Origin of the sequence: Bifidobacterium eulemuris (assembly GCF_014898155.1) — a bacterium.
Taxonomy (GTDB): Bacteria; Actinomycetota; Actinomycetes; order Actinomycetales; family Bifidobacteriaceae; genus Bifidobacterium; species Bifidobacterium eulemuris.
In genome coordinates, this window is sequence record NZ_CP062938.1 from 1,594,387 (window position 1) to 1,608,145 (window position 13,759).

General features: G+C 64.0%; 9 protein-coding genes, 2 tRNA genes and 1 pseudogene. 7 read left to right on the forward strand and 5 right to left on the reverse strand.

All coding sequences use genetic code 11. The features are described from left to right. Window positions 1–17: 17 nt before the first annotated feature. The 3 genes and pseudogenes from BE0216_RS12220 to BE0216_RS06935 form a co-directional block, all read left to right on the forward strand. Window positions 18–131 (forward strand): annotated as a pseudogene (locus BE0216_RS12220) (BrnT family toxin); the annotation flags it as partial. Beyond that, on the forward strand, window positions 115–387 hold the full coding sequence (brnA, locus tag BE0216_RS06930) for a type II toxin-antitoxin system BrnA family antitoxin (protein WP_094635820.1): 273 nt from the start codon (window positions 115–117) through the stop codon (window positions 385–387). The pseudogene BE0216_RS12220 and the gene brnA, both read left to right, overlap by 17 nt. A gap of 152 nt (window positions 388–539) precedes the next feature. Beyond that, entirely contained in the window at window positions 540–953 is a 414-nt protein-coding gene (locus tag BE0216_RS06935; RefSeq protein ID WP_094635819.1) for a helix-turn-helix domain-containing protein, read from the forward strand. Window positions 954–1,195: 242 nt separating this feature from the next. Here the strand turns inward: BE0216_RS06935 and BE0216_RS06940 are convergent. Further along, window positions 1,196–1,269 (reverse strand) — tRNA-Gly (locus tag BE0216_RS06940). A 639-nt stretch (window positions 1,270–1,908) separates the two neighbouring features. On the opposite strand from BE0216_RS06940, the gene BE0216_RS06945 reads away from it, so the two are divergent. Then, window positions 1,909–2,922 carry an aldo/keto reductase gene (locus tag BE0216_RS06945; protein WP_094635818.1) on the forward strand — a complete coding sequence of 338 codons (1,014 nt, stop codon included), beginning with the start codon at window positions 1,909–1,911 and terminating at the stop codon, window positions 2,920–2,922. Window positions 2,923–3,249: 327 nt separating this feature from the next. Here BE0216_RS06945 and htpX read toward each other — a convergent pair whose 3' ends face one another. The 4 genes from htpX to BE0216_RS06965 all read right to left on the reverse strand — a co-directional run bounded on the left by htpX (window position 3,250) and on the right by BE0216_RS06965 (window position 10,721). After that, a complete protein-coding gene (htpX, locus tag BE0216_RS06950) occupies window positions 3,250–4,188 on the reverse strand; it encodes a zinc metalloprotease HtpX (RefSeq protein WP_094635817.1) in 939 nt (312 codons plus the stop codon). Window positions 4,189–4,423: 235 nt separating this feature from the next. Next, the gene (locus BE0216_RS06955; protein ID WP_072724280.1) at window positions 4,424–5,869 is read right to left on the reverse strand and encodes an FAD-dependent oxidoreductase; all 1,446 of its coding nucleotides are present in this window, start codon (window positions 5,867–5,869) and stop codon (window positions 4,424–4,426) included. A gap of 270 nt (window positions 5,870–6,139) precedes the next feature. Continuing rightward, window positions 6,140–8,557, reverse strand: coding sequence for an HAD-IC family P-type ATPase (locus BE0216_RS06960; RefSeq protein ID WP_094635816.1), 2,418 nt, complete (start codon window positions 8,555–8,557; stop codon window positions 6,140–6,142). A gap of 289 nt (window positions 8,558–8,846) precedes the next feature. Beyond that, a complete protein-coding gene (locus tag BE0216_RS06965; protein ID WP_094635815.1) occupies window positions 8,847–10,721 on the reverse strand; it encodes a S1C family serine protease in 1,875 nt (624 codons plus the stop codon). A 350-nt stretch (window positions 10,722–11,071) separates the two neighbouring features. Here BE0216_RS06965 and tgt point away from each other — a divergent pair, with 350 nt between their 5' ends. The 3 genes from tgt to BE0216_RS06980 all read left to right on the forward strand — a co-directional run bounded on the left by tgt (window position 11,072) and on the right by BE0216_RS06980 (window position 13,756). After that, window positions 11,072–12,361, forward strand: a complete 1,290-nt coding sequence (gene tgt / locus BE0216_RS06970; protein ID WP_094635814.1) for a tRNA guanosine(34) transglycosylase Tgt — start codon at window positions 11,072–11,074, stop codon at window positions 12,359–12,361. A 380-nt stretch (window positions 12,362–12,741) separates the two neighbouring features. Further along, a tRNA-Leu gene (locus BE0216_RS06975) sits at window positions 12,742–12,824 on the forward strand. Window positions 12,825–13,036: 212 nt separating this feature from the next. After that, window positions 13,037–13,756 (forward strand): sulfite exporter TauE/SafE family protein, encoded by a 720-nt coding sequence (locus BE0216_RS06980; protein ID WP_094635813.1) that lies wholly within the window; start codon window positions 13,037–13,039, stop codon window positions 13,754–13,756. Window positions 13,757–13,759: the final 3 nt, after the last annotated feature.

A 13,759-nucleotide genomic window follows, 5' to 3' on the forward strand; every position in this document is an offset into this window, starting at 1 on the left:
CAGCTACGCTCGGCATGATCGATGGCAAGTATTGGCCCGCGATCACCACCAGACGCGGCGACAGAATTCGCATCATATCGGTGCGAAGGTCACGGAAGAATGAGGAGGTCATCTATGAGCAGCACCGCTAAGACCATCAGCGGCGAGGAACTCGACCGCAAGCTCGACGACGGGGAGGACATCCTCGACTACCTTGACCTGGAGCACCCCATCGTGAAGCATCATCCTCCGCTGCAGAAGCGCGTCACCCTGACCATGCCCGCATGGATGATTGAAGGGCTGGACGCGGAGGCGGACGATCTGGCCATCAGCCGCAATGCCGTGGTCAACACGTGGATCGCAGAACGGCTACGCGCAACGCAGCGACGCGAACCCGTCGCCGCCTGACGCATGCGTTCGCCGAGCTTGCCCGGAGATGACAAGGAAACCCACTTCAAGACCTCGGAGTAAGCCGTAAAACCTGACAAAACATTATATTGTCAATTTTGTCAGCTTTCGTTACGATGGAGGGGAAGCAATTGTCGACTTTGGAGGCAATCATGAGCGCAGTATTGGAACATCCTCGCGCCAAAGGCACCACGGTCACCATGGGGAGCCGCGCCTTGGTCGCCGCCGACGGCGAGGTGACAGAGCTGAGCGGCGAGGCTTTCGAAGCCGCGCTGAATGCGGCAATGGGCGTCATGGGACGCCACCGGATGGTCACCACCGGCCAAGCGGCGAAACTTCTGGACTGTTCACCCCGCACCGTCGCTCGAATCCTCGACTCCGGCCGCCTGCCCTTCACCCGCAACGGTGAAGCCGGACGGCGCATGGTCGATGTGGTTGATGTCATGGACTATCAGCGCCAGGAGCGCGAACGCATGCAGGCATCCCTGTCCGCAATGCGGCAGGCCTCACAGGAGATCGCGATGGGCGACGACGAGCTGGCCTCCTACGTCGCACAGTTCGACTGACAGAAAGTCGGAAATCATGACCAAGCCAGTCGCACTGTTGAACACCAACGTATTCATCCCTCCATCCACCCTTGAACCACTGGAACGGAAGGAATGCCGTCACCAATAGCTACGGTGCTCGCCGCTCAGTCTGCCTTCATAATTACCGTGCTGATTATTCGCTTGGTATCTTTTTGATACCTTTTGCATGCCAATAAGCGACTTAAAAGCCTTGAGATCGTTGATATTCCAACGAAAAAGAGTGGAGCGGATGACGGGAGTCGAACCCGCCTTTAAAGCTTGGGAAGCTTTCGTTCTACCGATGAACTACATCCGCAGATGTCGCCAGCCACAAGTGCGGCCGCGCACAAGCAGATAGTCTACCACGAGTTGGCGAGGCATGGCATATCCGCCCGAAGTATGTCGGAGGAGGCTAAAACGGGCCATATCAAGGAAGCCCCGAGCCTGCACATGACGCATGGATTCCCAGCAACCCTCGCGGCCGCCACGCCACGGGCATCGGCCCGCACCACGAGCATCGTCAGCCCGCAGATCGACAAGCACGCCATATCCGACTCGCGGCCACCCACGCCACGGGCACCGTCGGCCCGTGAATCGACAAGTACGACATAACCGACTCGCCACCGCCCGCACCATGGGCGTCGGAGCGCGGGCACCACCACGGCCATCGGAGCGCGGGCACCGCCACGGCCATCGGAGCGCGGGCACCGCCACGTCAGCGAAGCGACGCCACCACACCAGCGAAACGCCACCACCACGTCAGCGAAGCGACACCACGGACAATCCCGCGCGTCGAGCGGGGATTCGACGTGGGTAGGGGTCACAATGGAGGACGACAACAGTCAACAAGCAACAAACAGCAAGAGATGAACGGCGCGTGACGCCGGACCGTGGCGAACGGCGCGAAACGACCCAAACACGCTGAACGACATACGACTTTCGAGGAGCGACGACGATGTTCGAACCCACCAACGAATACCATCCCAACCCTGGCCGCTACGACGGCATGACCTACAACCGCTGCGGCGAATCCGGCCTCAAACTGCCGGCCATCTCGCTCGGGTGCTGGCACAACTTCGGCGACATCACGCCATACGAGCGCATGAAGGAGCTCACGTTCACCGCCTTCGACCACGGCATCACCCACTTCGATCTGGCCAACAACTACGGTCCGGAGCCGGGCAGCGCCGAGAAGAACGTGGGCCGCCTGATCCGCGAGTATTTCAAGCCGTACCGCGACGAGCTCATCATCAGCACCAAGGCGGGCTACGAGATGTGGGCCGGCCCTTACGGCGATTTGGGCTCGCGCAAGTATCTGCTCGCCTCGCTCGACCAGAGTCTGACCCGCCTCGGGCTCGACTATGTGGACATCTTCTACCACCACCGCCCCGACCCCGAAACCCCGCTCGAGGAGACGATGGGCGCGCTGGCGAGCGCCGTGACCAGCGGCAAGGCGCTGTACGTGGGCCTGTCGAACTACGACGGCGAGCGGCTGGAACAGGCGGCGGCGATCCTCGCCGACCTGCGCGTGCCGTTCGTCATCAACCAGAACTGCTACAACATCTTCGACCGCACGGTGGAGCGCAATGGATTGAAGGACACCGCCGCGCGGCTGGGCAAGGGCATCATCACGTTCTGCCCGTTGGCGCAGGGTATGCTCACCAACCGCTACTTGAACGGCATTCCCACCGATTCACGCATCAAGACGGACGGACGATTCCTGCAGGCCGACGCGCTGAGCGAGTCGAAACTGGCCGCGATCCGCGCGCTCAACGATCTGGCCGCGCAGCGCGGGCAGACGCTGGCCGAGATGTCGCTCGCCTGGCTGCTGCACGATGGCATCGTCACCTCGGTGCTGGCCGGCGCGTCGAAACCCGAGCAGATTCTCGACAATATCGGAGCGCTGAGCAACACGACGTTCACCGACGAGGAGCTGCGCCTGATCGACGAGATCTCGCAGGCCGCCTAAGTATACGAGATCTCGCAGGCCGCCTAAGTATAGGAAATCGGGATTCCTCGACTTCGCTCGGAATGACGCAAACATTTCGGCGGAAATGGCGCGAACGTTCCGTGCGGGATGACGCAAACATTCCGCCCGGGATGACGCCGCATCATCAACGTCATTCCGAGCGAACCGTTTGCGTCATTCCGAGCGAAACGCGACTCCACCGCCATTCCGAGCAGAGCGCGCCCCACCCGTTATTCCGAGCAGAACGTTTGCGTCATTCCGAGCGGAGCGCAGCGTAGTCGAGGAATCTCCGACGGTAATCCGCAGGCCGCCTAGCGGCCCAGCAGTCTAGTAGCCGACCTGGGTGGAGTATTCCGACGATTGCACGGGCATGCCGCGCATCTCCTGCGCCATCTGCATTAGGCGCGCGATGCGCTCTTCGGTCGGCGGGTGGGTGGAGAACAGTTTGGAGAATCCCTGCGCGGAGAAGGGGTTCGCGATCATCATCGAGGAGACCGACTGCGTGGCGGCGGTTTTGCGCATCGGCGTGGTCTGCGCTCCGTAGGAGATTTTGTTGAGCGCGGAGGCGAGGGCCTCCGGATCGCCGGTGAGTCGGCTGCCGTCCTCGTCGGCGTCGAATTCGCGGGTGCGCGAGATCGCCATCTGGATGAGCGAGGCGCCGATCGGCGCGAGGATCGCGCTGAGCAGCACGCCGATCAGTCCGAACGCGCCCGAATTGTTGTCGCGGTCGCGTGAGCCGCCGCCGAAATACATCAGCGAATAGCCCAGATAGGTGATCACCGTGGCCATGGCGGAGGCGATGGCCGAGGTGAGGATGTCGTGGTTGTAGACGTGCATGAGCTCATGTCCCAGCACGCCGCGCAGCTCGCGCCGGTTGAGGATCTGCAGGATGCCCTGCGTGCAGCAGACGGCGGCATGGCGCTCGTTGCGTCCGGTGGCGAAGGCGTTGGGGCTGGCCGTGGGAGCGATGTAGATGCGCGGCATCGGCTTGCCGGCGGTGGCGCTCAGTTCGCGCACGATGGCGTAGATTTCGGGGGCCTCCTGCTCGGACACCTCGCGCGCCCCCATCGAGGCGATGGCGAGCTTGTCCGAAAACCAGTACGAGCCGAATGTGGTGATCAATCCGATGACGATGTAGATGCTCAACGTGCTGCGCTGGCCGCCGGTGGCCCACCAAATCAGCATGATAACGCCCCACATCAACGCGAACAACAGCGTTGTTTTCAGGCCGTTGTAGTGGCCGTGCACCTGCATTTTCCCATTCATAGGGCTCAGAGTAAAGAGCGCGGCTGGAAGTTATCTGAATATCAGCCCACAGCGGGAAGAGCCGTTTCCGGAGGGCCCCGTCATCCGAAGCGAAGCGTTGGCCGCCACCCCTTGTCATCCTGAGCGGAGGGCGCAGCCCGGAGTCGAAGAATCTAGGATCGCCTGGACGGCAGTGAGATCCTTCGGCTGCGCTACGCTACGCTCAGGATGACGGAGGGGAATGGAGGCATCCGAATCAGGCGTGGGCCAATTCGCGCATCTGGTCGGGGTCGATGACCTTCTTATGCTCGCGGCCTTCCTTCGCGCCCTCGGCACGCTCGTAGGCGTCGACCTTCTTCCAGCCGGCGAAGTCGATCGGCTTGACGCCGCGGCCCTCCAGCAGGCGGTCGATGGATTCGGGATCGCGGTCCTCGGCCACGCGGCCACCCTCGGCGGCCTTGGCCAGGTCCTCGAGCATATTGGTCACGATGGCGAGCGCGTCGGATTTGGTCGAGCCGATCAGGCCCACCGGACCGCGCTTGGCCCAACCGGTGGCGTACAGACGCTCGCGCACCTCGCCGCCGGCTGCTTCGGTGGTGATGCGGCCGTCGCCGTTGGCGTTGGCCAGATGCGCGCCCTTGCCGTCGTAGGCGATGCCGGGCGCTTCGGCGGGCTGGTAGCCGATGGCGTGGTACACGGCCTGCACCGGATAGTCGGTGAATTCGCCGGTGCGGCTCATCTTGCCGTCGGCGCTGGTTTCGGTGCGTTCCACGCGGATTGCGACCACCTTGCCGTCCTCGCCCAGCACCTCGGTGGGGGCGGAGTTGAAGTGCACGTAGTATTTGCGGTCGGCGGGGTTGCCTTCGAAGTCGACGTCGCCGTCGTCCTCCATATCCAAAGCCATCTCGCGGATGGTGAACAGCTCCTCGACCATCTGGCGGGTGAGCTTGTCCTTGCCGGCCACCTCGATGGTCTCCTCGTCGAGGTCGAAATCGTCCTCGTCGATGATGAGCTGCACGCCGGGCAGCTTCTCCATCTCGCGCAGCTCCTGCACGCTGAACTTGGCCTGGGCCACGCCGCGGCGGATGAACAGATGCAGCTCCTTGGCCTGGTTCTTGCCGATGCCCTCGTAGACGTTGTCGGGAATATCGGTTTTGGCTTTGAGGTCGTCGGCGTTGCGCACGAGTTCGCGGGCCACGTCCATGGCCACGTTGCCGCCGCCGATCACGGCGACCTGCTCGGCGGTCAGCGGCCATTCGCGCGCGCCCATGGGGTAGCCGTCGTACCATTCGACGAACTTGGCCGCGCCGTACACGCCGTCGAGGTCGGCGCCCGGCAGGTTCAGCGGCTTGTCCTTGATCGCGCCGGTGGCGAACAGCACGGCGTCATAGCGGGCGAGCAGCTCGTCCAGCGTCACGTCCTTGCCGAACTCCACGTCGCAGTACAGGTGAATGTCGGGGTTGTCGAGCGTCTTCTCGAGCGCGTCGGCGATGAATTTGATGGACGGGTGGTCGGGAGCCACACCGTAGCGGACCAGACCGAACGGCACGGGCAGCTTCTCGAACAGGTCGATGCGCGCCTTGGTGCCCAGGCCCAGTTCCTCGCCAAGCTTGCCCAGCTGGCGCAGGAAGATATCGGAGGAGTAGACGCCGGCGGGGCCGGCGCCGATAACGGCAATGCGAAGTTCAGTATTTTCAGTCACGCGTTACAGACTAACGCAAGCCGGCCCCGCTGAACAGAGGGGAACCGCACTTCCCACAAGAAATCGCCACGCCTCGCGGCCGTCAAACGTTCATCTGCGGCATCGGTCACGACGAGTTGGCACTTGGCCCTTCCAGTTGGCACCCGATTCGGGGCGTCGGCGGAGGCCGGCAACGTCATTCCGCCGTTGCGCGAACACTGGCTTCACAACGCAGTGCCAACTGGAGGCCCCAAGTGCCAACTCGTCAGAAACTGCCTCCGCCGCAACCGGTCAGTCGCGGTCGATGAGCACGGTCAACGCCCATAGAATGCTCACCACATCGATGGCCTCCTGCAGGAACGCGCCAAGCACCACCGGAATCAGGTTGAACGCGGCGGCGATCATACCGACCAGCGCCAGACCAAGCCCGAGCAGCACGGCTTGCAGCATCACGCGGCGGGTACGGCGGGCGATGGCGATGGCCCGCGGCACGGAGGCGATATCGTCGTTCATAATCACGACCTGGGCGGATTCGGAGGCGGCGGTCGACGTGCCGTCGGTGATGGCCATGCCGATATCGGCGGCGGCGAGCACGGGAGCGTCATTGACGCCATCGCCCACCATCATCGTCACCGTATGCCGCGAACCGGGCTCCGTCATCGCCGTAGCCTTGCGCACCGCGTTGACCTTATCTTCGGGGAAGAGTTCGGCTTGCACATCGTCGATGCCCACCTCGTCGGCGATGATGCGCGCCGAAGCGGCCTTGTCGCCGGTGAGCATGGTGAGCGCGCCCACGCCCAGCTCGCGCAGCTGCGCCAACGCCCGGCTCGCGTTGGCGCGCGGCACGTCACGCAACACGATGCGCGCGACCAGCTGCCCGTCGACGGACACGTAGGTGGCCATCTCGTCGGGAGCGAGCGCACCGAAGCGCGCACGTATGGATGCGGACGGCATCTCGTGGAGTTCAGACCGCGCCACACGGCCCGCTTCCGCACTGACGTCCGACGGCATATCCGCCGAGGTGACCGCCGTGGAATTCGCCGACATGTCGACGCCCGCCGCATCGCCCGATATGGATCCGACCGCAACGTTCGGCCGCGCCGACTGATCGTCATGCGTCACGGGCTGGAACCCGTCCTGGGATTCGTTGGCGAAAGCCAGCCGCCCCACACGCACCCGATGCCCGTTGACCTCGCCGCTCACGCCTTTGCCGGCGTCCTCCACGATGTTGTTGACCACCGGATGCTCGCGGCCATGGCCGGGAAAGTCGCGTTCCGGACAGCTGCGCTGCCCGTCGGCGAAACGCTGGTCGAGACGCGCCAACGCCTCCAAACCGGCTTTGGCGATGCCCTTGGCGAGAATATGCACGGAGTAGTTCTCCACCACGCCGGCCATCATCAGCACATGGTCCTGATTGAGGCGCGTGTCCACGCCCGGCAGCATCTCCACGCGCACCACCTGCGGCTGCTTGACGGTCAGCGTGCCAGTTTTGTCGAAGAACACATGCCCCACGCGGCCGAGCGTCTCCAGAACGTCCTGTGTTTTGATCAGCACTCCGGCTTTGGCGAGGCGGCCCGTGCCGGCCACATAGGCCACCGGTGCGGCGATCAGCAGCGGGCACGGGGTGGCGAGCACCAGCACTTGGGCGAATCGTGTGGGGTCGCCGGCCATCGCCCATGCCACGCCGGCGATGACCAGCGCGAGCACGGTGAACGGCACGGCGAGACGGTCGGCGGTTTTCACCACGGCGGGCCGTGATTCCTGGGCGGAGGCGACCAGCGACATGATCCGCTGGTATTGCGAGTCTCCGGCCACCTGCGTGGCGCGCATGGTGAGCGTGGTCGAACCGTTCACCGCGCCCGACATCACGCGCGCGCCCGCGAAGATCTCACGCGGCACGGGTTCGCCGTTGATATTGCTCAGGTCGAGCGTGGCGGATCCGGACAGCAGCTCGCCGTCCACGGGCACGGTTTCGCCCGGCAGCACGATCACCACATCGCCAAGCGCCACCTCGTCGACCGGCACCGTGCGAAAATGCGCGTCGCGCGCCGGAGTTTCGGAGCCTGTGGATTTCGATTCCGCACGTTCCCCTCCCCGTCTGCGCGCATCCGTCTTGAGAGCGTCGGCGACGGCGGTTTCGCAGGCCTGCGCGTCACGGTCGGTGATCGCGCAGGTTTCGCCGCCGGGGACTACGGGGGCGACGGGGCGGAATCCGTCATGCCGCGTACCGATGTTGCGGGCCGGTTTGGCACCCGTTCCCGCACCCGCACTCACGCCCACGCCGGGCAATGTGGAGACATGCGCGGTGACCGGCGCGGCCGCCATCAGCGCGGTCAGGTTGCTTTCGGCTTTGGACTGGGCGTATTCCTCGATGGCCTCGCCGGAGGAGATCATCAGCACCACGGCCCAGCTGGCCCAGTATTCCTGCACGGCGACGGTGGAGAGGATGGCGATGACGGCGAGCACGTCGACGCCGACGATGCCGTGCCGCAGGTCGTCCACCATGCCGATCACCGTGGTCACCACGGTGTAGGCGACCAACGCGATCACCACCCACTGCCCCAGCGAGGGGTTTACGGGGAGGATTCCAAGGAAGGGCACGGATCCGCCCCACGGACGGTAGTCCCACAGCAACAGAAGAGGAATCGCCGCCAGAATCGTGATGGGAAGCAGCGGAACGTTTTTGGCTATCTCAAATGCCTTGCGCATCAGGTCTCCTTACGTCGTTTTGGGGTCGTTCGCGTGCCATGCGTCGACCCCGCATGTGCACGCCTTGTTAAACCCATCGCGACTCCACGGAAAACGCGGATGCTCACGATACACGGCGTAAGAATTTATTTATGCCGAGCCAACGCTACCAGCAGTCCGCCGGCGGCGCAAGTTCCGCGGGCGGTCGCTTTGCCCCGGTCCGGCAGAGCGACGAACATGCGAAAAGGCGGCCGGCGACTGAATGTCACCGACCGCCTTTCGCGTGTCTAGAGGCGCCGAAGCGTCGGGTTTACCACAGGCCGAACGGATCGGTCAGGCCGTCGTAACCGTAGCCGTCGCTGTCGCTGTTGCCGTCGCTCTGGCCGTCCTGGCTGTCCTGATCGTTCTGGTTGCTCTGGCTGTCGGATTCGGACCTGTTGGATCCGGTCACGGTGTCCTCCTCCTGGTCGAGCGTCACGTTCACGTCCATGGTGTTGCCGTTGCGCACGATGGTGAGCGTCACCTCGTCGCCCATGGCGGCGGCGCGAACGTATCCGAGCAGCGAGTACATATTGTTCACCGCGTTGCCGTTGTAGGCGACGATGGCGTCGCCCTCCTGCAGGCCGGCCTGGTCGGCGGGGCCGCCGGAGACGACCGCCGACCTACCCGTGGAGGATTTGATCAGCGCGCATCCGCGGGTCACGCCGTCGGCCTCGACCGTGGACGAGGCGATGGTCACGCCCAGGGCCACGTGCGTGACCGAACCGGTTTCGAGGATCTCCTCGGTCACGCGCTTGACCAGATTGGACGGAATCGCGAAGCCGATGCCGATCGAACCCGCGGACGAGCTGGACGAGCTGGCCGTCGCGATCGACGAGTTGATGCCGATCACCTGGCCGGCCGCGTTGAAGGTCGGGCCGCCGGAGTTGCCGGGGTTGATGGCCGCGTCGAGCTGCACCGCGTTGGTCACGATCTGGGAGTTGGTCTCGTCGTCCATCACGCTCACCGGGCGGTTCAGCGCGGAGACGATGCCGGTGGTGGCGGTGTCGTCATAGCCCAGCGGATTGCCGATGGCCATCACGTCCTCGCCCACCGCGAGCTGGTCGGAGTCGGCGAATTCCACGCCCTTCAGATCGCTCGGCGGATTGTCGAGCTTGATCACCGCCAGATCGGTGGTGGTGTCGGAGCCGACCAATGTGGCGGAGTAGATCGCGCCGCTCGCCAGCGTCACCTGAATCTGCTGCGCGCCGGAGACCACGTGGTTGTTGGTCACGATATTGCCTTCGGAGTCAAGGATTGCGCCGGAACCCTGCGCGCTGCCGTTTTCCGTAGCGACCTGGATGGCGACCACGGAGTCGGAGACCTCGCTGGCCACGGCCTTCCAATCGGTCGCCTCGCCGGTTTTCGCCGTGGCGGAGCCGGATCCGGACTTATTCGAGCTGACGTTCGACAGGGAATTGGACGTCGGCACGGTCACCCAGCCGTTGGTGATGGCCGCGAAGCCGAGTCCCAGGCACAGCGCGGCGGCGAGCAGCGCGGAGATCACCGCGATCGTCACGCTTTTCACCGTGCCGCTGGAGGCGTGCGGACGGGAGCCGCCCGGCTGGGCCGCGTTCTGCGGCATCCCCTGCTGCGGCGGCACCGCTCCGCCGGCCGGCGTGGCGCTCTGCTGGGCTTGCGGATTGAAGAAGGGATTGCCGTTGCCGGCGTTGGTGTACGGGTTGCGGTTGCCTTGCGCGCCGTTCTGCTGGGGCTGACCGAACCCGAAGATCGAGGTCGGGGCGCCGTTCTGCTGGGCCTGGCCGTTGGCCGGTGCGCCCTGCTGGCCGGTCGCGGCCGACTGCGTGGGCGTCGGACCGTACGCGCCGTACTCGGGCGCGGGCCGGTACTGCTGCTGGGCGGAAGCGCCCTGCGCGGCGGTATTGGTTGTCGGCGCGGAGGACACGACGGTCTGTTCGCCCGCCGCGGCGGCGTAATCCGGCGTGTCGGACGCCACCGTCGTGTCCTGCGTCTGATCCGCGGCGACCGGTGTGCCCATGGGGACGGTGTTCTCCACGGGGTCGATCGACACGGTCGCTTCGTGCTGTTCGTGCTGTTCGTTCTGCGGCGCGGCGTTCTCATTCGGCGTCTGCTGGCCATCTGACGCGCCCGCGCCGGCGTTCCAGCGCTCGTTCTCTTCAGCCATATGTGCTCCTTCATTCGTCGGCGGCAAAGTTTCCTTCATTCAGCAATCGGCGCCGCCGGCTTTCGATTTGCTAATTAAGAGTTAAGATAGCCGCTCTGGAAGTTTCCTGAATGTTCATTGGGAGAAGAAACCGAAACGTCATCAAGCATTATGAGCAAGCCTGCGAAAGCCGTGCGACGCCACATCCAGCCCAATCAAAAAGCTTGATATCATGCGGTTTTCCGCCCAACCTCAGGCCTATTGTGAGCTCGGCCACACCGGCCGCCATCATCACACATCACACACATATCACACGCATAACACAGCGGAACGCAGCTTTTCGTACGACACGTTCGCTTAAAGTGAAGCCTATGACCGACTTCCTGAACCATCCCATCGGAGCCGCGGCCGGCCAGCCGGGAGACCGGGCCGCATTCTCCTTCGAAACCATCACCCGCCTGCCCGACGCCCCCGAAGGCAAGGGGCGCGGCGGCGCGCGCTACGGACGCACCGGCATCATCCACACCCCCCATGGCGACATCCGCACCCCCGCCTTCGTGCCGGTGGCGACGCAGGCGGCCATGAAGGCGGTGCTGCCCGAAACCATGCGCCAACTCGGCGCGCAATGCCTGCTGTCCAACGCCTTCCACCTGTTCGAAAGACCGGGCGAGGACGTGCTCGACGCGGCCGGCGGCTTGGGGCGCTTTATGAACTGGAGCGGCCCCACCTTCACCGATTCGGGCGGCTTCCAGGTGCTGTCGCTCGGTTCGGGCTTCAAAAAAACGCTGGCGATGGACGTGACCGGCATGAAGTCGGACGATGTGATCGCCGCCGGCAAGGAGCGCCTCGCCTTCGTGGACGAGGACGGCGTCACGTTCAAATCACCTTTAAACGGCGACAGGCATCGCTTCTCCGCCGAGATCTCGATGGGCATCCAGCACAAAATCGGCGCGGACATCATGTTCGCCTTCGATGAGCTGACCACGCTGATGAACACGCGCGGCTACCAGGAGGAGTCGGTGGAACGCACCTACCGCTGGGCGAAGCGCTGCGTGGCCGAGCACGAGCGGCTCACCGCCGAACGTCTGGGCAAGCCGTACCAGGCGCTGTACGGCGTGGTGCAGGGCGCGAACTACGAGGACCTGCGCCGGCGGGCGGCCGGGCAGATCGCCTCGCTCGACTTCGACGGCGTGGGCATCGGCGGCGCGCTGGAGAAGCGCATCATCGGCGACATCTGCGCGTGGATCTGCGACTCGATGCCCGAAAACCGGCCGCGCCACGTGCTCGGCATCGCCTCGGTGGACGATATCTTCGCCTGCGTGGAGAACGGCGGCGACACCTTCGACTGCGTGGCGCCGGCGCGATGCGGCCGCAACGGCGCGATTTTCACGCGGCACGGACGATATAACGTCAAACGCGCCGAATTCAAAACGGATTTCGGGCCGTTGGAGGACGGCTGCGAATGCTATACGTGCCGGAATTATTCGAAGGCGTATGTGGACCATCTGCTGCGCGCCCGCGAATTCAACGGGTTCACGTTGGCGACGATCCACAACGAGTATTTCTTCATCAAACTGCTCGACGATATTCGCGCCTCGATCGACGGCGGCTATTTCGAGGAGTTCCGCGACGAATCGTTGGCGCATTTTTACGGGGAGTAGCGGGTCGGCCGGCTCGCGTCGCGCGCTTGTGATTTCCGAAGGAAATCGGCGAATTCAAGGATGGCTCCGCCGGCACGAAAGCCCACAGGGCTTTCTCTACGGCCGGCTCGCGTCGCGCGCTCGTGATTTTCCTTTGGAAAATCGGCGCGCGAAGGATGGCTCCGTCGTCAAAGAGCCCACAGGGCTCTTCTCCTCCTCGCGTCGCGCGCTTGTGATTTTCCTTCGGAAAATCGGCGCGCAAAGGATGGCTCCGTCGTCAAAGAGCCCACAGGGCTCTTCTCCTCCTCGCGTCGCGCGCTTGTGATTTTCCTTCGGAAAATCGGCGCGCGACACGCCAAGTTGCTTCATATATTTATTGGTGGTAAATTGTCCCCTTGTCTGCGAGTGTGGCGGAATGGTAGACGCGCTGTCTTCAGGTGGCAGTGAGTGTATGCTCGTGGGGGTTCAAGTCCCCCCACTCGCACGAGGATGAAAACCCCTCGAACAGTTGAGATATCAACGGTTCGAGGGGTTTTCGCTTATGCTCTCGCCCATTGCGATCCGCCACCGGCCGCGGCATTGGACCCGCGCGGCGGACGAGACGCAGAGTCTTTACATAGCCACGCTATCGTGTCCACAACGTGCCATACGGACGCTTGGCACCGCTTGTTCGCCGGCGCGCGGGAAGGAGACACCATGGCCGAAATCACCCGCGACATCCTGTTTCTGCTCGTGCTGTTCGTCTCCAATATGATTCAGGCGATCACAGGATTCGCAGGCACCGTTCTGGCCATGCCGGCCTCGATGATGCTTATCGGCGCGGACGAGGCGCGGGTGGTGCTCAACGCCATGGCCCTTGTCTCCTGTCTCTGGCTGGGCATGCAGCATCGCCGGCATATTCGCTGGCGAGAACTCATCCGCATGGTTGGGCTCATGATGATCGGCATGGTCGCCGGCATGCTGCTGTATCGCGCGCTGCCCCTCGCCCCGCTGCAGCGGGCGTACGGCCTGTTCATCATCGCCGTCGCCCTCAAGAACCTGCTGTTTCCCTCCACGCGCGAGCCTCGCCCTTGGCTGATGACGGTGATTCTGCTGGCTTCGGGGGTGATTCATGGCCTATTCGTCTCGGGCGGCGCACTGCTGGTGGTGTATGCGGCCGCGCGGCTGAAGGACAAGGACGAATTCCGCGCCACCGTCGCTTGCGTCTGGGTGGTTCTGAATACGGTGATGGGAGCGCAGCAGGTCGCGGCCGGCGAGTGGACGCCGCACGCCGTGGCGATCACCGTCATAGGCCTGCCCATGCTGGCATTGGCCGTGCTCATCGGCAACCACCTGCAACGGCGCATCAGCCAGCAGGCGTTCCTGACACTGACCTACGCACTCCTCGTCGTCTCCGGGATATCGATCCTGTTCTGAAAA

Bases quoted from the DNA above. Each gene is read 5' to 3' on its own strand.
- brnA (WP_094635820.1), top strand. From the start codon at position 115: ATGAGCAGCACCGCTAAGACCATCAGCGGCGAGGAACTCGACCGCAAG.
- BE0216_RS06935 (WP_094635819.1), top strand. From the start codon at position 540: ATGAGCGCAGTATTGGAACATCCTCGCGCCAAAGGCACCACGGTCACC.
- BE0216_RS06945 (WP_094635818.1), top strand. From the start codon at position 1,909: ATGTTCGAACCCACCAACGAATACCATCCCAACCCTGGCCGCTACGAC.
- htpX (WP_094635817.1), bottom strand. From the start codon at position 4,188: ATGAATGGGAAAATGCAGGTGCACGGCCACTACAACGGCCTGAAAACA.
- BE0216_RS06960 (WP_094635816.1), bottom strand. From the start codon at position 8,557: ATGCGCAAGGCATTTGAGATAGCCAAAAACGTTCCGCTGCTTCCCATC.
- BE0216_RS06965 (WP_094635815.1), bottom strand. From the start codon at position 10,721: ATGGCTGAAGAGAACGAGCGCTGGAACGCCGGCGCGGGCGCGTCAGAT.
- tgt (WP_094635814.1), top strand. From the start codon at position 11,072: ATGACCGACTTCCTGAACCATCCCATCGGAGCCGCGGCCGGCCAGCCG.
- BE0216_RS06980 (WP_094635813.1), top strand. From the start codon at position 13,037: ATGGCCGAAATCACCCGCGACATCCTGTTTCTGCTCGTGCTGTTCGTC.